Consider the following 19,900-nt stretch of genomic DNA (forward strand, 5'->3'; position numbering starts at 1 on the left):
CGTCACGCGGATCGGGTCGCCGCCCGTCGCCGGGCCACGGTCACTTCTTTCCGGTGGCCTTGCCGTCGCCGGAGTCGGAGGAGAGCGCGGCGATGAAGGCCTCCTGCGGGACCTCCACCCGGCCCACCATCTTCATCCGCTTCTTGCCCTCCTTCTGCTTCTCCAGCAGCTTGCGCTTGCGGCTGATGTCACCGCCGTAGCACTTGGCGAGCACGTCCTTGCGGATGGCCCGGATGGTCTCCCGGGCGATGACCCGGCTGCCGATGGCGGCCTGGATCGGCACCTCGAACTGCTGGCGCGGGATCAGGGTGCGCAGCTTCGCGGCGATCGTGGTGCCGTAGGCGTACGCCTTGTCCTTGTGCACGATGGCGCTGAACGCGTCCACCGGCTCACCGTGCAGCAGGATGTCGACCTTCACCAGGTCGGACGCCTGCTCGCCGGAGGGCTCGTAGTCCAGCGAGGCGTACCCCTTGGTCCGGCTCTTCAACTGGTCGAAGAAGTCGAAGATGATCTCGGCGAGGGGCAGCGTGTACCGCAGCTCCACCCGGTCGGCGGAGAGGTAGTCCATGCCGAGCAGGCTGCCGCGGCGTCCCTGGCACAGCTCCATCACCGCACCGACGTAGTCGTTCGGGGTGAGCACGGTGGCGCGGACGACCGGCTCGTACACCTCGGCGATCTTGCCGGTGGGGTACTCGCTGGGGTTGGTCACCACGATCTCCTCACCGTCCTCGGTGATGGCCCGGTAGACCACGTTCGGGGCGGTGGAGATCAGGTCGAGGTTGTACTCGCGCTCCAACCGCTCCCGGATGATCTCCAGGTGCAGCAGGCCGAGGAAGCCGCAGCGGAAGCCGAAGCCGAGCGCACCGGAGGTCTCCGGCTCGTAGTCGAGCGCGGCGTCGTTGAGCTTGAGCTTGTCCAGCGCCTCACGGAGGTTCGGGTAGTCCGAGCCGTCGATCGGGTAGAGCCCGGAGTAGACCATCGGCTTCGGGTCCTTGTAACCGCCCAGGGCATCCTTCGCCGGCCGGGAGTTGATGGTGATCGTGTCACCCACCCGGGACTGGCGGACGTCCTTCACACCGGTGATCAGGTAACCGACCTCGCCGACGCCGAGCGCGTTGGCCTTCACCATCTCGGGAGAGATGACGCCGATCTCCAGCAGCTCGTGCACGGCGGCGGTGGACATCATCTTGATCCGGTCCCGGGCGCTGATCCGCCCGTCGATCACCCGGACGTAGGTGACCACGCCCCGGTAGACGTCGTACACCGAGTCGAAGATCATCGCGCGGGCCGGGGCGTCCGCGTCACCGACGGGCGGGACGAACTGCCGGACGATCTCGTCGAGCAGGTACGGCACCCCCTCGCCGGTCTTGCCGGAGACCCTGATGCAGTCCGCCGGATCGCCGCCGATCAGGTGCGCCAACTCCTCGGCGTACTTCTCCGGCTGGGCGGCCGGCAGGTCGATCTTGTTGAGCACCGGGATGATCTTCAGGTCGTTCTCAAGCGCGAGGTAGAGGTTGGCCAGCGTCTGCGCCTCGATGCCCTGGGCCGCGTCGACCAGCAGGACCGCGCCCTCACAGGCCGCCAACGACCGGGACACCTCGTAGGTGAAGTCGACGTGCCCCGGGGTGTCGATCATGTTGAGCACGGCCTGCTCGCCGGTCCGCTCACCCTCGGCGATGGTCCACGGCATCCGGACCGCCTGGCTCTTGATGGTGATGCCGCGCTCGCGCTCGATGTCCATCCGGTCGAGGTACTGCGCGCGCATCTGCCGCGGATCGACCACGCCGGTGAGCTGCAACATCCGGTCGGCCAGGGTCGACTTTCCGTGGTCGATGTGGGCGATGATGCAGAAGTTCCTGATCCGCGCCGGGTCGGTGGCACCAGGAGCGTTCGCGCCGGAATCGAGCGTCGGTGGCACAGCGGTCCGTTCTGGTCGGCTGACGTGAGCGGGCCGGCACCGCCGGCCCCCTCTATGCTCCCACGTCCCCGAAGGGCAGCCACCGCGCGGGCGAACCCCGCCCGATCACTCCTGCGGCGGCTCGGCGAAGAGGGCGGCGAGCCGGGGCAGCCGGCGCCGCGCCTCGTCGGAGTCGTCGAAGTCCCAGAAGTCGTTCAGGTCCGGCTCAGGTGCCACCCCGCGGTCCGCCGGGAGGTCGCTCGCGGTCGCCTTGCGGTACGCGTCCCACGGCACGCCGAGCATGTCCTCGCACTCGAACTCCTCGCCGCTGAGCGAGGCGGCCCGCACGGCAGGCAGCTCAGCCAGCGAATCCGGGTCGGCCACCGCGCGGGCGAAGACCTCCCGGCCCTGGGCCATCAACCAGCCACGGAAGTACTCGAAGCCGTCGTCGGAGGCACCCCCGTTGATCAGGTACGCGGCGCCCCAGAGATCGACCCGGTAGGAGGCGGCGAGCACCCGCCGCTGATGCTCGGCGTACCCGACGATCTCCTCCGGATCACGCTCGGCGAGCAGCGCGACCGCCCGGACGGCGATGTCGTCCGGCTCTCCCCCGCCACTACGGGCGCGGTCGATCAACTGCCAGAAGTCTTCGGTCCTCATGGCCTGGCAGTGTCGCAGACGCCGGCCCGGATACCCGGATCCGCGCCGCGTATCGCCGGGGCGGCACGAGACGGGGCAGCATGGGCGGGTGAGCGATCCGTCCCTGCCACCCGTGCCGTACCACGCGACCGCCCAGCGACCCGGGTGGGAGGCGCTGCCGGCGTCGGTGCGGGCCGCGGTGGCGACGCGGCTCGGCGCCCCGGTGGTCGAGGCCCGGGTCGCGGGCGCCGGCTTCACCCGCGGGTTCGCCGCGGTGCTGCGCACGGCCGACGGTGCCAGCGCGTTCGTCAAGGCCGCGGCCCGCGCGGAGCAACCCCGACTGGTCGACTGGTACGCGCGGGAGGCGGCGATCCTCACCCGGCTGCCCACCGGGCTACCGGTGCCGGGTCTGCGCTGGACGCTGTGCGAGGCGGGCTGGTACGCGCTCTGCCTCGAACCCGTCGACGGACGCACCCCCCGATTGCCCTGGGATCCGGCCGAGCTGGCCAGCACTCTCACCGGTTTCGCCGACGTCGCCGCCGCGCTCGCCGACCCGCCCGCCGAGTTGACCTCCCTCGGGCTGCCCCGGCTCGCCGACCTCGCCCGCGACAACATCCTGTGGTGGGTTGAGGTCGCCGCCGGCCGGGAACCTGCGCCGCCGCTGCCCGACCCGGTCCGGGGACGGTTGACCGAACTGGTCGCGCTGGAGTCGCTCCTGCCCGGGTACGCCGCCGACGCCACCGGCCTGACCCACGGCGACCTGCGGGTCGACAACGTGCTGATCGACCGCTCCGGCTCCGCCAGGTTCTGCGACTGGCCGTGGCTGTGTCACGGACCGGCCTGGTTCGACCTGGCCGGCCTGCTGATCACCGGGTACGCGGGCGGGCTGGACGTCGACTCGCTCTTCGACACGCACCCCGCCGCCGCCGACGCGCCGGCCGACGCGCTCGACGTGACGCTGGCCGCGCTGGCCGGCTACCACCTCACCGCCGCCGCGTCGGCGCCCTCGACCGCATCGGCCCACCTGCCCGCCCATCAGCGGTGGACCGGCGAGCAGGCGCTCGGCTGGCTGGCCCGCCGCCAGGGCTGGACCTGACCGCCACCGGCGACACCAACCTGGTGCCGGCGGCTGACGGCTGGCGAGTCGGCAGTTGACGGCTGGGCTGACGGGTTGGCGGCTGACGGCCGCACCGCGGTCCGACGCCTATGATCGGTGCCGTTTTGGCCTGTCCCGGACCGACCTGGTAACCTGGCTCTTCGCGCAGCGATGACGCATGCTTGTCGCGCGCACAAGCTGACCAACCCGAGCTATCAAGACGAGGCTGTCGCGTGGCGAACATCAAGTCCCAGATCAAGCGCAACCGGCAGAACGAGAAGCGCCGGCTGCGTAACAAGTCGGTCAAGTCGTCGCTGAAGACCGCCATCCGGAAGTTCCACGAGGCTGCCGAGGCCGGTGACGTCGAGAAGGCCACCGCTCTCATGCAGGATGCCTCGCGCAAGCTGGACAAGGCGGCCAGCAAGGGCGTGATCCACGGCAACCAGGCTGCGAACCGCAAGTCCGCGATCGCCATGCGCGTCGCGTCGCTTGCCGCCTGAGCCGGCTGACCCAGACCTGACGGAAGCCCCGGGGCTGCTGCCCCGGGGCTTCCGCACGTCCACCCACCGGCCCGCGCCGCTTCAGGCGCGGGGTCGATCCGTACTGCCTCGCGCTCGTCGGCCTGATCAGGAGCCGGGCTCGGCGGTGCCCGGTCGCCGCACTGCCGCCGGCCCCGGGTCGCGTCCGTGCCCGCCGGCATCCCGCTCGGTCCCGCCGGAGGGCACCGCGCGCCGCACCGGTCGCGCCACGCCAGGAGGCTCGGCCGGCCGTGGCTCCGCGCGGATCACCGCTGCGGGCACGCTGTGCCGCAGCCAGTCGACCCGGGCTCGGCCGACCACCGGCTCCATCTGCCGCCGGAACCGGTCACGTTCCTGTTCGGGTACGGCGGCGGCGGCACGGACCACCACGGCGGCCACCAGGTCGTTGAGCTTGACCATCACCGCCACCGCCGCAGGCAGCACCAGCACCGCCCACCAGGTCACCAGTTCGGCGAGCGCCAGCAGGGCCGCCAGCGCGATCGTCCCCTCGAAGAAGACGAAGCAGAGCACCCCGCCCGGGTTGACGAAACGCAGCCCGAGCACCCGGGCGTAGAGCGGGCGGTACCGCTGTTCGTCGGCCGGGACGGTGGCCCACGAGCCACGGAGGGCTCCGCTCACCTGGCGCTACCCTGCCGCGCCGCAGCCACCGAGAAGACGGCCCTCTCCAGCGCGTACGCCCGGTCGTCGGAGCCGCCCTTGACCGCCGCGTTGCACTCCGCCGCCGCCCGCATGGCCTCGACCAGCCCATCGGGCGTCCAGCCGCGGGCCTGCCGTTGGGCCCGCTCTACCTTCCACGGCGGCAGGCCCAGACTGCTGGCCAGCTGATACGGACTGCCCCGGCCGGCCGAGGCGACCCGGGCCACCGTCCGGATCCCGTCGGCGAGGGCGTCGGCGATCGGCACCGGGTCCACGCCGACGTGCAGGGCCCAGCGCAGCGCCTCCAGCGCACCCGGCAGGTCGCCGACCATCGTGGCGTCGGCTACCGTGAAGCCGCTCACCTCCACCCGACCCCGGTAGTAACGGGCGACGGTGTCGGCGCCGATCCGGCCGTCGGTGTCGGCGATCAGCTGGGCGCAGGCCGCGGCGAGTTCCCGCAGGTCGTTGCCGACCGCAGCGATCAGCGCCTCGGCGGCGTCGTCCGCGCACCGACCGCCGGCCCGGCGGATCTCGTCGCGCACGAAGGCGACCCGGTCGCGATGCCCCTTGAGTTTGGCGGCCGGCACGACCTGGGCGCCGGCCGACCTGAGCCCGTCGGCGAACGCCTTGCCCTTCGCCGCACCGAGGTGCTGCACGACGAGCTGCACCTCCGGGTCGGGATTCTTCGCGTACGACAACAGGGCGGCGACCAGATCCTTGCGGGCGTCCTGACCGGACCGGAGCAGCAGCACCCGGCGCCCGCCGAACAGCGACGGGCTGAGCATCTCGTCGATCTCGCCGACGGTGAGCTGGCCGGCCTGGTACTCGCGCACGTCGACGCCAGGGTCGGCGGCCCGGGCAGCGGCGACGGTTTCGGCCAGCGCACGCGTGGCGAGCAGCTCCTCGTCGCCGAGGACGAGCACAATAGGAGCGGCACTGGCGGCGGTCACGCCGCCCATATTCGCACGCTCGGCTGCCTGGTCCAGCCTGCTCGTCGGTACTGTGCCGGCAGGCCCCGCACTCAACGCAAATCCAGACATCTACCTCTTTTTGCTCCTTTACCCATAAATCGCCATCGCTCATGGCGTCAGCCGCCCCTGGTCGACCCGGCGGTCACCACCGCGAGCCCGGCCGGTCCCCGCACCGCCGCCACATCCCCGTCGACGTCGGTACGCAGCACCCGCGCCCCGCCCCGGGCCAGTCGGGCCAGCACCGCCTCGTTGGGGTGGCCGTACGTGTTGCCCGCGCCCACCGGGACCAACGCGACCGAGGGCGCGACCGCGTCCAGGAACGCCGGATCCTGGTACGCGCTGCCATGGTGCGGAACCTTGAGCACGTCGGCCCGCAACGCCTGCGGCGGCAGGTGCTCCCGCAGCGCCTGCTGCTCCTCGGTCTCGGCATCACCGGTCAGCAGGATCCGCACTCCCGCGACGCTTGCTCGCAGCACCAGGGAGTTGTTGTTCGGATCCGATCGGGTTCCCCGCATCGGGTACGGCGGTCCGACGACGACAAGGTCGACCGCGCCGGCCCGGTAACGCCACCCGGCCGGGGCGGCCACCACCGGGGTGCCGTTCGTGGCGGCGGTGGTGTGCACCAGGTCCCGCCCGAGCGCCGGCTCCGGCCACTGCGGGGTCAGCACCGTGTCCACCCGCCGCCCTCGGAAGACCCCGGCGACACCGCCGGTGTGGTCGACATGGAAGTGGCTGACCACCAGCAGCGGCACCCTACGGACGCCGAGCCGGCGCAGGCAGCCGTCCACCGCCGTCGGGTCCGGGCCGGCGTCGACCACGACCGCTGCGCCGGCCGCCACCGGCAGCAGCACCGCGTCGCCCTGACCGACCGCGCAGACCGCGACGACCCAACCGGTCGGGGGCCAACCGGGGGAGATCACCCGAACCGGCAGCGTGCCGACGATGACCGCGACGGTGAGCACCGCGACCAGGCGACGTGCCACGGGTCGCCGGGCCACGACCAGCAGCACCACGGTCAGCGCTGCCAGCAGGAGAGCCCCGGACGCCCCACCCGGCCAGGGCAGGTTGCCCGCCGGGAGCCGGGAGCCGTACCGGGCGATCAGCACCAGCCACCACGCCGGCCAGTGCGCCAACCAGGCGGCCACCTCGGCACCGGCCGGCCAGATCGGTGACACGATCGCCGCCGCCACCCCGAGCACCGTGGCCGGAGCGATCGCCGGCACCGCGAGGAGGTTGGCCGGCACCGCCACCAGGCTGACCGTGCCGGTCAGGCCGGCGATCACCGGCGAGCAGGCCAGCTGCGCGGCGGCCGGCACCGCCAACGCCTCGGCCACACCCGGCGGTACGCCCCATCGGCGCAGACCGTCCCGCCAGCCGGGAGCGAGCAGCAACAGGCCGCCGGTGGCCAGCACGGACAGCGCGAAGCCGGGGTCCCCGGCCAGCTCGGGGTCGACCAGCACCAGCACCGCCACGGCAGCAGCCAGCGCGGGCACCGCCGCCCGGGGCCGGCCGGCGGCCAGCGCGGCGAGCCCGATCGCGCCCATGGTCGCCGCGCGCACCACGCTCGGCGACGGCCGTACCAGGATGACGAAGCCCACCAGGGCCAGCCCGCAGAGCCCTGCGGCCAGCGCCGGACCGGCGCGGGCCCAGCGCGCGACCAGCAGCACCGCCCCGACGACGATCGCGACGTTGGAACCGGAGACGGCGTTGAGGTGCGTCATCCCGGTGGCCCGGAAGTCCTCCTCCACGGTGTCGGGCAACTGGCTGGTGTCCCCGACGACCAGACCGGGCAGCAGGCCGCCCGGATCGTCGGGCAGTGGCGCACACGCCTTCTGCAGGCCGGCCCGCAGGAGACCGGCGGCCCGCTGCAGGGCCGACGGGGACCCGAGCCCGGCAGGTGCGCCGACGGCCATCAGCACCGCGCCGGTGAGGTCACCGCCGCGTGGTTGCGCCAGGCGCCCCTCGGCGGTGAGCCGTTGCCCGGGCAGCAGCTCCCGCCAGGCCGGATCGTTGGCGAGCACCAGCACCCGCGCCGGTACGGCGATCCGCTGCCCCGACCCGCCGGTCACGCTCACCAGCCTCGCCGGCACGAGCAGGGTCGGCGGGCGGCCGACGATGCCACCGCGTACCGCCCTGGGGTCATCCCGGACGACCAGTTCGGCGGTGACCTCGGCTCGTTCGTCGACCAGCGCGCGCAGCGGCTCCGCGTCCCGCACGGCCAACCGGGACGAGGTGGCCGCCCCGCCGCAGACCACGCCGATCAGCACCGCCACCACGATCCAGCCGTGACGCCGGACGAGCCGGCCGGGGCGGCCGGCGAGCCCGAGCACGTGCAGCGCCGCCAGACCGGCGAGGCCGGCCGCGACGACGCCCATCAGCAGCGACCGCCGGGCGTCGAGGTACAGCCCGGCCAGCGCGGTGAGCCAGGCGGCCACGGCGAGCCCGGCCAACCGCAGGTCGGGGGCGACCGCGCCGCCGATCGCCCCAGCGGGCGCCGGTTCTGCCGGGTGCGCCCGGCCCGCCCGCACCGTGCCGTCGACCGGACCCGCCGGCCCGGACGCGGCTGTCCAGCCGGACCTCACACCGTCACCAGGTCCTTGAGCTCCTCGTACCGCGCGTCGCCGATGCCGTTGACCTGGCGCAGGTCGCCGACGCTCCGGAAGCCACCGTGCTGGTCGCGGTGCTCGACGATCCGCTGGGCCAGCACCGGCCCGATCCCGGGCAACGTCTCCAGCTGCGCCGGTGTCGCGGTGTTCAGGTTGACCCGTCCGCCCGGGCCGGGATCGCTGCCCGGACCGGCGACGGGCGGAGCGCCCGCCGGTGGCGTGGGTGCCGGCACACCGACCAGGATCAGCTCCCCGTCGCTGACCTTTCGGGCCGGGTTCAACATCGCCACGTCGACTCCGGGCAGCGCGCCACCGGCCGCGTCGACTGCGTCGGCGACCCGCGACCCGCTCGGCAGGCGCACCAACCCGGGCCGGCGGACCTTTCCCGCGACGGCGACCACCAGTTCACCGGTCGGTGCCTCGGCTGGCGCAGCCGACTCGTCACCGGCCAGGCCGCTGGGATCCGGTGTCACCGCGGCGCCGGTCACGGCGACCACCGGCTCCACCTGCGGTCGGGACCGCCACGTCCAGATGCCGGCGCCGAGCACCACCAGGACGGCGACGGCCGCGAGTGCCCGGACTCCCCGCCGGCCCGGGTCGAACGCCCCCGGGCCGGGCAACCGGGACACCGGCAGCGTTTCGTCGGCGTGCTGTTCCGGCCCGGGCTCCGCCAGGCCCTCCCTCGCCGCGCGGACCGGATCGGCCACGCGGACCGGATCGGCCACCCGCACCGGATCGGAGGTAGCGTGCCGATCGGGCATGAACGGCGAGGTCGGTGTCGAGTCGGGCGGGACGTGCAGGGGCAGCAGCGCGGTCGGCCAGTCCGCCGCCGCGCCGGGCATCAACCGCCACAGGCGTTGCCGTACCGCGGTTTCCTCGTCGTTGGGCACGGCGCGAGGCTAGGACGACACGGCCCGGTCCCGGGTGTCGAGCGGGCCTGCGCTGTGGACGACCGACCCACTGTGGACAACGCCCTGATCATGCCCGCCTGGTGCTATGCCGCCGCCCTCACCGGCGCCACCGGTCAGCGGGATTCGGGGTCCAGGCCGAGGGCGGAGCGCCCGCCGTCGACCGGCAGGGTGACCCCGTTGACGAAGCCGGCGGTCGGTGAGAGCAGGTACGCCACCGCCTCCGCCACGTCCTGAGAAAGGCCGATCCGGCCCACCGGATGCAGCCGGGCAAGCTCCGCCTGGATCCGCCGCGCCTGGTCCGGCTCCAGACCGGCGAGCAGTGCCTCGTGTCGCTCCGTGGTCACCGACCCGAGCGCGAGGGCGTTGGTCCGGATGCCGTGCGGGCCGTACTCCACGGCAAGCGCCCGGGTCAGCCCCTCGACGGCGGCCTTGGCGGTGGCGTACGGGAGGCAGCCAGGGACCGGCCGGCTGGCCTGGTGCGACGAGATGTTCACCACGGCGCCGCCGGTTCCGGCGGCCAGGAATCGGCGTACCGCGGTCGCGGATCCGACCACGGCGGGGCGCAGGTTGCGGGTGATCAGGTCGACGACCTCGCCGACCGGGGCGTCGTGCACGGAGGCGTCCCGGAACACGGCGGCGTTGTTCACCCAGCCGGTCAACGGCGCGGCGCGCTCCGCCAGGTCGGCGGCGCGGCCGGCGACGCCCTCGTCGGCGGCGTCACCGACCACCGCCACCAGCCGGCCTGGCCCGGTGTGCCGCTCCACCCAGGACAACGCGCCTGGATCGCGCTCGATCACCACGACCGTACCGCCGTCGGCGAGCAGCCGTTCCACGATTCCCCGCCCGACCCCGCGCCCACCGCCGGTCACCACACAGGACATTCGTCCACCTTCCCAGCCGGTCCGCTTCGTCGCCCGTCAGCCACCACCGTCACCCCGCAAGCACCGCATGACAACTCCCGGGAGGCAACCCTGGCCGGCTACGGATCAGTGACTCGCCGAGCGGCGTGTCGTCGCCACGACGCAGACGATCAAGGGGCCACCCGGTGGATGACCACGCAGGCGAGGCCGGGGCCGACGTGAGCGGCGACGGCCGCGCCGGCCTCGGAGACGTAGACGCCGCGCAGGCGGTCGCCGAGCCGGACGGTCAGGGCGCCGAGCAGTGCCTCGGCCCGTTGCGGCGCGGCGAGGTGGTGTACGGCCAGGTCCACCTGCTCGTCGCCGGCCGCCTCGACGGCCAGGTCGACCAGCCGCGCCACGCCCCGGCTGGCGGTGCGCACCTTGTCGCGCAGCACGATGCTGCCGTCCGGCATGTGCAGGATCGGCTTGACCGAGAGCGCCGTGCCGAGCAGGGCCTCGGCCGCGTTGATCCGGCCGCCCCGACGCAGGAACTCCAGGGTGTCGACGTAGAAGTAGATGCTGGTTCGCCCGACGGCGTCGACGGCCGCGGCGCGTACGCCGGCCAGGTCGGCGCCCTCCTCGGCGGCTCGGGCCGCGGCGATCACCGGAAAGCCGAGACCCATGCCGCAGGAGCGGCTGTCCACCACGGTCACCCGGTCACCCAGTTGGGCGGCGGCCAGCTCGGCGGCCTCCACCGTGCCGGAGAGCCCAGCCGACAGGTGCACCGAGACGACGCCTTCCGCCCCGGCGTCCAGCAGCTCGCGGTACGTGCGGGCGAGCTGCTCGGGGGACGCGCGGGAGGTGCTCACCGAGACCCGCCGGCCGCCGAGCGCACGGGTGGCGTCCTCCGGGAAGGTCTCCACCCCCTCCAGGCCTTCGACACCGTTGAGCACCACGGTCAGCGGCACCACGGTCAGCCGGTGCGTCGGAATCAGCTCGGCGGGCAGGTAGGCGGTGGAATCGGTCACGACCGCGACGGGCATGCCCGGCACGTTAGCCGATCAAGCTGGATGGCTGCCCGGCCGCGTCGGCTCAGACCGGTTCGGCGGCGACCGGGACGGCGGGCGCGGCGTTGCCGGCCGGAGCTACGGCGAGGTCCGTCGGACCCACGTTGTGGGAGCGCAGGTGCCAGCCACGCGCGGCGTCGTGACGTAGCTCGGTCCAGTGACAGTTGCGCAGCGAGCCGACGGAGCGCAGCACCCCGTGGTCCCAGCCGAGCAACTGCCCGCAGCCCTGGCGGGCCGCGCCGCCGTGGGTGGCGATCACCACCGTCCCACCACTCACCTCGTCGGCGGTCTCCTGCAACGCGGTGCCGATCCGCTTGCCCAGGTCGTCCAGCGGCTCGACGTCCGCGCCCGGGTCGGGATCACCGGCCCGCCAGCGGGCGTACTCCTCGGGGAACCGCTCGGCCACCTCGGTGAGCAGCAGACCCTGCCAGCTCCCGAAGTGGCGCTCCCGCAGCCGGGTGTCGGAGCGCACCGGCAGACCGGTCAGCGCGGCCAGCGCGGCGGCGGTCTCCGCCGCGCGGCTCAGGTCGCTGGCGACGAGGGCGTCCGGACGCAACGCGGCCAGCAGCGGCGCGGCGGTCCGCGCCTGCTCCCGGCCGAGGTCGTTGAGCGGTACGTCGGTCTGGCCCTGGACCCGGCTGGCGGCGTTCCAGTCGGTGTTGCCGTGCCGCCAGATGATCAGCCTGGTCACTCGCCCGATCCGGCGGCGGCCTCGGCGCTGGCGAGGTCCCGGTCGACGAACGGGATGGTCGGGCAGTCCTTCCAGAGCCGGTCGAGGGCGTAGAACTCGCGTTCCTCGGTGTGCTGGACGTGCACCACGATGTCGACGTAGTCGAGCAGCACCCAGCGGCCCCCGCGCTCACCCTCCCGCCGCACCGGCTTCGCCTTCTCCGGCAGGTTGAGCAGTGCCTCCTCGACGGCGTCGACGATGGCCAGCACCTGACGCTCGTTCGGGGCCGCGGCGAGCAGGAACGCGTCGGTGATGGCGAGCTGGTCACCCACGTCGATGATGACGATGTCCTGAGCCTTCTTGTCGGCCGCGGCCTGAGCGGCGGCAATTGCCAGCTCGTGAGCGCGTTCGGAAACTGTCACCGTTCTCCTTCGATCAACCGTGCGATGCTTCCAGCCTCTCACACGCCTCGGAATCGCGACCTGCCAGTTTCAGCCGAAAACAGGCACGAAAACCCCCACACCGGGGCGTATCACTCCCGGTACAGCTGCCGCTTGGCGATGTACTGCACCACACCGTCCGGCACCAGGTACCAGATCGGTTCGCCACGCGCGACCCGCGCCCGACAGTCGGTGGACGAGATCGCCATGGCCGGCACCTGCACCAGGCTGACCGTGTCGGCCGGCAGGTGAGCGTCGGTCAGCTCGAACCCGGGCCGGGTGACCCCGATGAAGTGGGCCAGCTCGAAGATCTCGTCGAGGTCCTTCCAGCTGAGGATCCGGTCCAGGGCGTCCGCGCCGGTGATGAAGAACAACTGCGTCTTCGGGCCGTAGAGGGCGCGCAGATCACGCAGGGTGTCCACCGTGTAGGTGGGGCCGCCCCGGTCGATGTCCACCCGACTGACCTGGAACCGGGGGTTGGAGGCGGTGGCGACCACGGTCATCAGGTAGCGGTCCTCGGCCGAGCTGACCGGGACGTTCGCCTTCTGCCACGGCTGCCCCGTCGGCACGAAGATCACCTCGTCGAGCCCAAACCGGTCCGCCACCTCGCTCGCCGCCACGAGGTGCCCCTGATGGATCGGATCGAACGTGCCGCCCATGATCCCGATCCGCCGGATGTCTTCCGCCACCCCATGATCCTAATCCCGGTCCGCTGCCCGCCGGGCCCGGCCGCCACCGTCGGTGTCGGTGGGTTCCTCTCAGGCGGTCGTGGCGGCCACCGCCGTCCGTGCCACCAGGGCCCGCCGTAGATCGTCGTCGGCGTCGACGACCACCCGGCGCAGCCCCGGCGTGAGGTCGTCGCGGGCCAGCAGCGCCGCGGCCGCCTCCCGGGTCGGTTGGGACACGGCGTGACGGGGGAAGGCCAGCTTGGCGACATCCTCGGCCACCCAGGGCGTACGCAGCCGAGCGGCGGCCGGCATGTCGGCGAAGTAACGCCCCACGTAGTCGGCGGTCAACGCCAGCTGCTCGGGCTGCCAGAAACCCTCCGCTGTCGCCTCGATCAGCCGGTTGGACAGCTCGGTGTTCGACACGATGATCTCCCACGCGGCCTGCTTGGCGGCCGGGTCGGGCAGGGCGGCGCGGCTCCGGGCCGCCCGCTCCGCGCCGGCGGCGCTCGGGTCGGCGGCCGCCTCCGCCGCGATCTCGGCCTCGCCGACCGCGCCCAGCACCACCAACCGGCCGAGCACCGTCCAACGCAGCTCGGTGTCGACGGCCAGGCCGGCGGGCACGTCCCGGCCGGCGAGCCAGCCGACGAGCAGGTCGACGTCGGTGGTCGTGGCGATCAGGCCACGGGCCGCCGCCAGCTGCAACGACTCCCCCGGCGCGGCACCGTCGAGCAGCCGACGGCAGGACTCGGCGACCCGGGCCAGGGCGGCCTGCCGCGCCAGCGGGTCGAGGTACCGGTCGATCAGCGAACGGCTCAGGGTCAGCACGTCCTCGACGATGATCACCTCCCGCTCGGCCGGCAACGCCGCGCTGATCAGGTCGACCACCCCGGTGACCGGTCGCTCGCCGTCGGTCGCCGCGTCCAACGCCTCCCCCCAGAGCAGGGCGCGGGCCAGCGGGTCGGGCAGGCGGGGCAGCAGCAGCGACACGGCGTCGGCCGAGGCGGCGTCCAGGCGGATCTTGGCGAAGGTCAGGTCCCCGTCGTTGGGCAGCAGGACCGCCGCCGCCGGTTCACCGGCCAGCCCGGCGAGCAGCGTCCGCCCGTTGTCGGTCTTCGGGTCGAGGTCGAGCTCGACCCGGACAGCGGTGCCGTCCACGGCGTACCGGCCGACACCGAGGCGGTGCGGGCGCAGCACCGGGTGGGTCGCGGGCGCGGTCTGCGCGATGGCGACCTCGGTGTAGCGGCCGTCAGCGTCCACGGCCACCTCGGCCCGCAGCGTGTTGACCTGCGCGGTACGCAGCCAGGCCGCCGCCCAGTCGCCCAGGTCCCGGCCGCTGCGGGCGGAGAGGCTCTCCATGAGCTCGGCGAGTGTGGCGTTGCCGAAGCGGTGCCGGGCGAAGTGGTCGTTGAGGCCGGCCAGGAATGCCTCGTCGCCGAGCCACGCCACCAACTGCCGCAGCACGCTGGCGCCCTTGGCGTAGGAGATGCCGTCGAAGTTGAGCAGCGCCTCGGCGGCGTCGGCCACCCGCTCAGGTGCCACCGGGTGGGTGGAGGGCCGCTGGTCCGCCGCGTAGCCCCAGGCCTTGCGGCGCAGCGCGAAGGTCGTCCACGCCCGGTCGAACCGGGTCGCCTCGGCGGTGACCCGGGTGCCGAGGTACTCCGCGAACGACTCGTTCAGCCACAGGTCGTCCCACCAGCGCATGGTGACCAGATCACCGAACCACATGTGGGCCATCTCGTGGGCGATGGTGGTGGCGCGCAGCTCGCGCTCACTGTCGGTGACCGCCGACCGGAAGACGTAGTCGTCGCGGAAGGTGACCAGGCCGGGATTCTCCATCGCACCGGCGTTGAACTCGGGCACGAACGCCTGGTCGTACTTGCCGAACGGATAGCGCTCGTCGAACAGCTGGTGAAACCGGTCCAGGCACTGCCGGGTGACGGTGAAGATCTCCGCCGCGTCGGTGTCCAGGTGCTCGGCGAGGGATCGGCGGCAGTAGACCCCCAACGGAATCCCGTCGTGGCTGTCCCGGCGGACGTGCCAGGGCCCGGCGATCAGCGTGAAGAAGTACGTCGCGATCGGCAGGGTGGGGGCGAACTCCCAGCGCCCCGGGCCCGGGCGGGCGGCCAGCTCGGCGTTGGCCGCCACCGTCCAGTGCTCCGGCGCGGTGACCGACAGGGTGACCGGCGCCTTCATGTCGGGCTGGTCGAAGGCGGCGAAGATGCGCTGCACGTCGTCCAGGAAGGACATCGCGTACAGGTAGGTCTCGCCGTCTGCGGGGTCGACGAAGCGGTGCATCCCCTCGCCGGTGTTCGTGTACGCCATCTCCGCCTCGACGGTCAGCGTGTTCTCCTCGACCAACCCGGTCAGCGGCAGCCGGTTGTCGGTCAGCGCGGCGGGGTCGAGGTCGGTGTCGTTGAGGCGTACCGACAGCAGTTTCGCGGGCTTGACCTCGGCGAAGCTCTCGGTGCCGGTGGCCCGGAACCGGATCGTGACGTGCGAGTGGAAGCGCTCGCCGCCCCCGGTCAGGTCGAGGTCCACCTGGTAGGACGCGACGGTGATCGACGCGCCACGCGCAATCGACTCTGCACGGCTCAAGCTCGGCATCCGCTTATCCTGCCCGATGAGGGAACGAACCCACTTCCCCATTCCCCCCTGGTACTGGAGGACTGGACCATGACAGCGCACCCCAAGGGTGACTTCGACCTCGCTCGGGCAGTCTGGCAGCGGGCCGAGGGCGACACCTCGGAGGCGGCGGTGGAGGTCGCCTTCGTCGACGACCTCATCGGCATGCGCAACTCCGCCGAGCCGGACGGCCCGGTGCTGGTGTTCACCCAGGCCGAGTGGGACGCCTTCGTCGCCGGCGCCCAGGACGGCGAGTTCGACCTGGACTGAACCGCCCCGCTAGCCAAGGTCGCCGTCGCCCCAGCCCAGGCCACCGGGCCCGGGCGCGTGATGGAAACCGGGATGGCCGGCCACGTCGGTGCAGCGATCCCCGTCGGGCCCGAGCGACCCGCAGAACAGCCGCTCTGCCCGCTGCCAGGCGTCGGCCGGCGACAGTGCGGACGCCCCGATCGCCAGCTCCGGCCGAAGCATGCTCAACGCCTCGGCGTAGCTGACCGCCACCTCACGCGCGGCGACAAGATCGGCGGCGGTGAAGCCGAGATGCACCGTGAAGTAACGGTCCGGCCGGGGCGTCCGGCGCGGCGGCGCCACCAGCGGCGGTCCGCCACCGTTGGCCGCCCCGGCCATCCACCGCCGCCAGTACACCGGCCTGTTGTCCCGCATCTGTCCTCCCCCGTCGTGCGCCGAACCGTGCAGCGCGCCGGGCTGCTGGCCGCCCGGGGTGCTCCCCGGGTCACCGCCCCGATCGGGCGGTGGCGACGCCGCTGGACCCAGCGAACCAGGTTTGTCCGCTCCTGGGAGGGGCCAGCGGCGCTGGCGTCACCGCCGCCCATTCGGTTCGCCCGAGCAGGTCCCTGCCGTCCAGAAACGGATAGAATATGCCGATAACGGACAAATAAGCCGGGTCGGTGTCGGCTCCGCTCGGCGGCAGGGGGCCTCGATGGCGACCATTCCGACGGACCGCAGCCCGGACAGCACCCTGTCCTTCCTGCGGGCCGGCTACCGGTTCGTCGGCGATCGATGCGAGCGGTACGGCAGCGACATCTTCCAGACCCGGCTCCTGCTGGAACCGACGATCTGCCTGCGTGGCCGGGCCGCCGTCGAGCTCTTCTACGACGTCGACCGATTCGTCCGCGAGGGCGCCATGCCGCTGCGGGGCCAGCGGACGCTGACCGGACGGGGCGGGGTACAGGGCCTCGACGGCGACGCCCACCAGCGCCGCAAGGCCATGTTCATGTCGCTGATGACGCCGTCCGCCGTGCAGCACCTCGGGCAGCTCTTCGCCGACGAGTGGCAGGCCCGGATCCCCGCCTGGGAGCTGGCCGGACCGGTCACCCTGCACCCCGAGGCCACCCTGATGCTGACCCGGGCGGTCTGCGACTGGGCCGGGGTGCCCCTGGCCGCCGGCGAGCTGGACCGGCGAGCCACGGACCTGAAAGCCATGATCGACAGTGCCGCGGCGCTCGGTCCCCGGCACTGGCGTGGCCGGCTGGGTCGGCTGCGCGGCGAGCGCTGGGCCGGTGACCTCGTCGAGCGGGTACGCGACGGCTCGCTCGCCGCGCCCGAGGGCAGCGCCCTGCGGGTGATCGCCGAGCACCGCGACGACGCCGGTCGACCGCTGGCCCCCCGGGTCGCCGCGGTCGAGCTGCTCAACGTGCTCCGCCCGACCGTCGCCGTGGGCCGACTCGTGGTCTTCGCCGCGTTGGCCCTGCACGACCATCCCGCCTGGCGGCAGCGGGTACGCGAGGACGACGACAGCACCGAGCGGTTCGTGCAGGAGGTGCGCCGTTGCTACCCGTTCTTCCCGGTGACCGCCGCCCGGGTCCGGCGTTCCTTCCAATGGCAGGGCTACCACTTCCCCCAAGGCCGGCGGGTGCTGCTGGATCTCTACGGCACCGACCACCACCCCGCGCTGTGGCCCGAACCGGACCTGTTCCGACCCGAACGCTTCACCGGTTGGCGCGGTGACCCGTTCACGCTGATCCCACAGGGCGGCGGGGGCCACCTCACCGGCCACCGCTGCGCCGGCGAGTGGATCACCATTGAGCTGATGAAACGGGCGGTGACCCTGCTGACCGGGGCCATCCGGTACGACGTACCCCCGCAGAACCTCGCGATCGACCTGAGCCGGATGCCGGCGCTGCCGGCCAGTGGTTTCGTCGTCACCGACGTGCGCCGCACCGGCTGAGCATCTGACGACTCCCGCGGCACCCACGCCGCGACCACCTCACCGCCGGAGGCTCCGGAGCGGACAGCCAGCAGGGGCCCCTCCTCGCCGGAAAGCTGAGGAGGGGCCCCTGCCGACTGAAGCTGAGGCAACCGCCGGGACAGCGGCTGTACCGCCGCGATCAGTGCGTGGATGCCCTGACAGTCAGGACCGCACCTGGTCCCGGGAGTGCTGCGCCTGATCCTGCACGTCGTGCGCGGCGGAGCGGGTGTCGTCCTTGACCGCCTTTGCCGCGTCCTGTGCCGTGGCCTTCACCGACTCGGCGGCCCGCTCCGCCGGGGCGCGCAGCTCGTCCTTGACCTCGCTTGCCACCTGAGACAGCTTCTCGGTCACCACTGAACCGTGCTCGCCGGCCTTCTCCCGCGCCTGCGCGGCGAGGTGCTGCTCACGGCGGGTCGCCGGGATGAGGGAGGAGACGAGCATGCCTACGCCGAAGGCGACGAGACCGGCCGCCAGCGGGTTGCCCTCCGACTTCTGCCGGATGGTCTGCGGCGCCCGTTGTGCCGCGTCTCCCACGGTCGAGGCGGCCGAGTGCGCGGTGTCGCCGATCGAGGACGCCGCCGACGAGGCGCGGTCACCGATCGAGTGGGCACTCTGACTGGTGCGGTGGCCGACGTCGGATGCGGTACCCATAACCCTGTCCCTCACATTCTGCAACGCGGTGCGCGCCCGCTGCTTACGGTCATCGACGATGCGGCTCGGACTGACCTTGTACGCCAAAGCGTCCACGTCGGAACTCAGGTCGTTACGGGTGGCTTCGATCTCCCGGCGAATCTGGTCGGGATCGGTACTCATCGGGTAACTCCCTCCGGGTGTGGCTTGAGCGCGTCGGGGATGCGCTGCACGCTGTCGTTGGTCTGCTTCAGCCCGCGGATGCGCTCCGCGTTCTTGCGGCCCATGGTGTAGAGGAGCGCCGCGATCGCGGCCCAGAGGACGGCCACGATCAGCCCGGCCCAGCCGGCGTCCATCACGTTGGACAGCCCGGCCCAGAGGGCCAGCGAGAGGAACAGGGCAACCATGTACCCGCCGAAGCCGGCGCCGCCGAAGAAGCCGGCGGCCTTGCCCGCCTTCTTACCCTCCTGGCGGATCTCGGCTTTGGCGAGCTCCACCTCCTGTCGCATCAAGGTGGACAGATCACTGGTGACCTCGCGCATCAGCTCCCCGATGGAGCTGCTCTTCACCTGTTCCGCCGCGGGCGGCTGGTACCCGGCGCCCGGTCCGGAATTCTGCGTCGGCGCGGTCATCCCGTCGCCTCCCTTCGGATGAGTGGGGCGCTCACGGGCGGGTGGCGCCGCTCGATGGCACCCCGGGGAGCGGGTCGGTCTGGTTCACCGGACGTAGCGGCGTGTCCGTGCCGGAATAGGCGTCGCTGGCCGGACGGAATTCGGTGGGGTGCGCGAGCGAATCGGGGTGGCCGGCCGGAGTCACAGCGTCCGATCCGGTGTGCGCAGCGGGCGACGGGGTCGGCGTCGGCCGGACCGCGGTGCGGTCGGGGTCGGATGCCGGGTCGCCAGCCGGCACATGGCCGGGACGATCGTCACCGGCCGCCCCGGACAGGTTGCGGGTCAGTCGGCCGGCCACCACACCGAGCAGGGCCGCGCCGGCAAGGAAGGTGCCGGGGTTGCGGCGCGCATAGTCACGTACCTCTGTGAGCAGGTCACCCGGCTCGCGGCGGTCCAGCCAACCGGCCAGGCCGTGCACCCGGTCGGAGGCCTGACGGGCGAGCTCGCTCACCGGGCCGGCTTGGCCGCCGTTGTCGGCCATCGACCGCATCTCGTCGGCCAGGGAGCGCAGGCCGCCGGCCGCGCGGCGCTGCTGCTCACCGGCGTGGCCGACGAGTTGGGTGCGGGCCTCGCCGTACAGGTCACGGGCCTGGTGGGCCGCCTCCCGGCCCACCAGCCGGCCCTGCTCACGGGCGGTATCGGCAACCGCGCCACCGGCATGCGCAGCCTCCGAGCCCACCTGCCGGGCCTGCTCCCGGATGCCGCTACCGTTCGTCGAATCGGACCCGTGGGTCGCGGGCGTGGTTGACAGATCGTAGGTCATGGTGTCCCTTCCGCTACGGGGGTTGT

At 72.8% G+C, this 19,900-nt stretch carries 20 protein-coding genes; 4 read left to right on the top strand and 16 right to left on the bottom strand.

The window, feature by feature from the left end; all coding sequences use genetic code 11:
• Positions 1–40: 40 nt before the first annotated feature.
• Complete coding sequence (lepA, locus tag BMY89_RS22465; protein WP_092382007.1) at positions 41–1,918, bottom strand: translation elongation factor 4; 1,878 nt, start codon at positions 1,916–1,918, stop codon at positions 41–43.
• Positions 1,919–2,023: 105 nt separating this feature from the next.
• Positions 2,024–2,557, bottom strand: coding sequence for a DUF4240 domain-containing protein (locus BMY89_RS22470; RefSeq protein ID WP_092382008.1), 534 nt, complete (start codon positions 2,555–2,557; stop codon positions 2,024–2,026).
• Between the two features lie 88 nt (positions 2,558–2,645).
• Here BMY89_RS22470 and BMY89_RS22475 point away from each other — a divergent pair, with 88 nt between their 5' ends.
• Both BMY89_RS22475 and rpsT read left to right on the top strand, forming a co-directional pair.
• A complete protein-coding gene (locus tag BMY89_RS22475) occupies positions 2,646–3,632 on the top strand; it encodes a phosphotransferase family protein (RefSeq protein ID WP_232521491.1) in 987 nt (328 codons plus the stop codon).
• A gap of 233 nt (positions 3,633–3,865) precedes the next feature.
• Positions 3,866–4,132 (top strand): 30S ribosomal protein S20, encoded by a 267-nt coding sequence (gene rpsT, locus BMY89_RS22480; protein WP_092382010.1) that lies wholly within the window; start codon positions 3,866–3,868, stop codon positions 4,130–4,132.
• A gap of 126 nt (positions 4,133–4,258) precedes the next feature.
• Here rpsT and BMY89_RS22485 read toward each other — a convergent pair whose 3' ends face one another.
• From BMY89_RS22485 to pepN, 10 genes are all read right to left on the bottom strand, one after another.
• Positions 4,259–4,789, bottom strand: coding sequence for a hypothetical protein (locus tag BMY89_RS22485; RefSeq protein ID WP_232521492.1), 531 nt, complete (start codon positions 4,787–4,789; stop codon positions 4,259–4,261).
• A complete protein-coding gene (holA, locus tag BMY89_RS22490) occupies positions 4,786–5,766 on the bottom strand; it encodes a DNA polymerase III subunit delta (protein ID WP_092382011.1) in 981 nt (326 codons plus the stop codon). Before holA ends, BMY89_RS22485 begins: the two co-directional genes overlap by 4 nt.
• 128 nt (positions 5,767–5,894) lie before the next feature.
• Positions 5,895–8,258 carry a ComEC/Rec2 family competence protein gene (locus BMY89_RS22495; RefSeq protein WP_232521497.1) on the bottom strand — a complete coding sequence of 788 codons (2,364 nt, stop codon included), beginning with the start codon at positions 8,256–8,258 and terminating at the stop codon, positions 5,895–5,897.
• Positions 8,259–8,356: 98 nt separating this feature from the next.
• Complete coding sequence (locus tag BMY89_RS22500) at positions 8,357–9,274, bottom strand: ComEA family DNA-binding protein (RefSeq protein WP_092382012.1); 918 nt, start codon at positions 9,272–9,274, stop codon at positions 8,357–8,359.
• 134 nt (positions 9,275–9,408) lie between these two features.
• Positions 9,409–10,176, bottom strand: a complete 768-nt coding sequence (locus BMY89_RS22505; protein WP_092382013.1) for an SDR family NAD(P)-dependent oxidoreductase — start codon at positions 10,174–10,176, stop codon at positions 9,409–9,411.
• Between the two features lie 149 nt (positions 10,177–10,325).
• Positions 10,326–11,177, bottom strand: a complete 852-nt coding sequence (locus BMY89_RS22510; RefSeq protein ID WP_092382014.1) for a DegV family protein — start codon at positions 11,175–11,177, stop codon at positions 10,326–10,328.
• A gap of 49 nt (positions 11,178–11,226) precedes the next feature.
• The gene (locus BMY89_RS22515) at positions 11,227–11,892 is read right to left on the bottom strand and encodes a histidine phosphatase family protein (RefSeq protein WP_092382015.1); all 666 of its coding nucleotides are present in this window, start codon (positions 11,890–11,892) and stop codon (positions 11,227–11,229) included.
• Positions 11,889–12,293, bottom strand: coding sequence for a ribosome silencing factor (gene rsfS / locus BMY89_RS22520; RefSeq protein ID WP_092382016.1), 405 nt, complete (start codon positions 12,291–12,293; stop codon positions 11,889–11,891). The genes BMY89_RS22515 and rsfS overlap by 4 nt, the downstream gene beginning before the upstream one ends.
• Before the next feature lie 110 nt (positions 12,294–12,403).
• A complete protein-coding gene (gene nadD, locus BMY89_RS22525) occupies positions 12,404–13,000 on the bottom strand; it encodes a nicotinate-nucleotide adenylyltransferase (RefSeq protein WP_092382017.1) in 597 nt (198 codons plus the stop codon).
• Positions 13,001–13,069: 69 nt separating this feature from the next.
• Entirely contained in the window at positions 13,070–15,583 is a 2,514-nt protein-coding gene (gene pepN, locus BMY89_RS22530) for an aminopeptidase N (RefSeq protein ID WP_092382018.1), read from the bottom strand.
• A 69-nt stretch (positions 15,584–15,652) separates the two neighbouring features.
• On the opposite strand from pepN, the gene BMY89_RS22535 reads away from it, so the two are divergent.
• Complete coding sequence (locus BMY89_RS22535) at positions 15,653–15,871, top strand: DUF397 domain-containing protein (protein ID WP_092382019.1); 219 nt, start codon at positions 15,653–15,655, stop codon at positions 15,869–15,871.
• A gap of 9 nt (positions 15,872–15,880) precedes the next feature.
• Here BMY89_RS22535 and BMY89_RS22540 read toward each other — a convergent pair whose 3' ends face one another.
• Positions 15,881–16,264: a hypothetical protein gene (locus BMY89_RS22540; RefSeq protein WP_092382020.1), complete on the bottom strand. Its 384-nt coding sequence runs from the start codon at positions 16,262–16,264 to the stop codon at positions 15,881–15,883.
• Between the two features lie 277 nt (positions 16,265–16,541).
• Here BMY89_RS22540 and BMY89_RS22545 point away from each other — a divergent pair, with 277 nt between their 5' ends.
• Complete coding sequence (locus BMY89_RS22545) at positions 16,542–17,789, top strand: cytochrome P450 (protein ID WP_092382021.1); 1,248 nt, start codon at positions 16,542–16,544, stop codon at positions 17,787–17,789.
• A gap of 183 nt (positions 17,790–17,972) precedes the next feature.
• Here BMY89_RS22545 and BMY89_RS22550 read toward each other — a convergent pair whose 3' ends face one another.
• From BMY89_RS22550 to BMY89_RS22560, 3 genes are read right to left on the bottom strand one after another with little or no spacing between them, the layout of a single operon-like run.
• Positions 17,973–18,623: a DUF3618 domain-containing protein gene (locus BMY89_RS22550; RefSeq protein WP_092382022.1), complete on the bottom strand. Its 651-nt coding sequence runs from the start codon at positions 18,621–18,623 to the stop codon at positions 17,973–17,975.
• Positions 18,620–19,072 carry a phage holin family protein gene (locus tag BMY89_RS22555; RefSeq protein ID WP_092382023.1) on the bottom strand — a complete coding sequence of 151 codons (453 nt, stop codon included), beginning with the start codon at positions 19,070–19,072 and terminating at the stop codon, positions 18,620–18,622. Before BMY89_RS22555 ends, BMY89_RS22550 begins: the two co-directional genes overlap by 4 nt.
• Positions 19,073–19,103: 31 nt before the next feature.
• Positions 19,104–19,874: a hypothetical protein gene (locus BMY89_RS22560; RefSeq protein WP_092382072.1), complete on the bottom strand. Its 771-nt coding sequence runs from the start codon at positions 19,872–19,874 to the stop codon at positions 19,104–19,106.
• Between the last annotated feature and the right edge of the window lie 26 nt (positions 19,875–19,900).

Origin of the sequence: Micromonospora phaseoli, from assembly GCF_900109115.1 — a bacterium.
Taxonomy (GTDB): Bacteria; Actinomycetota; Actinomycetes; order Mycobacteriales; family Micromonosporaceae; genus Micromonospora; species Micromonospora phaseoli.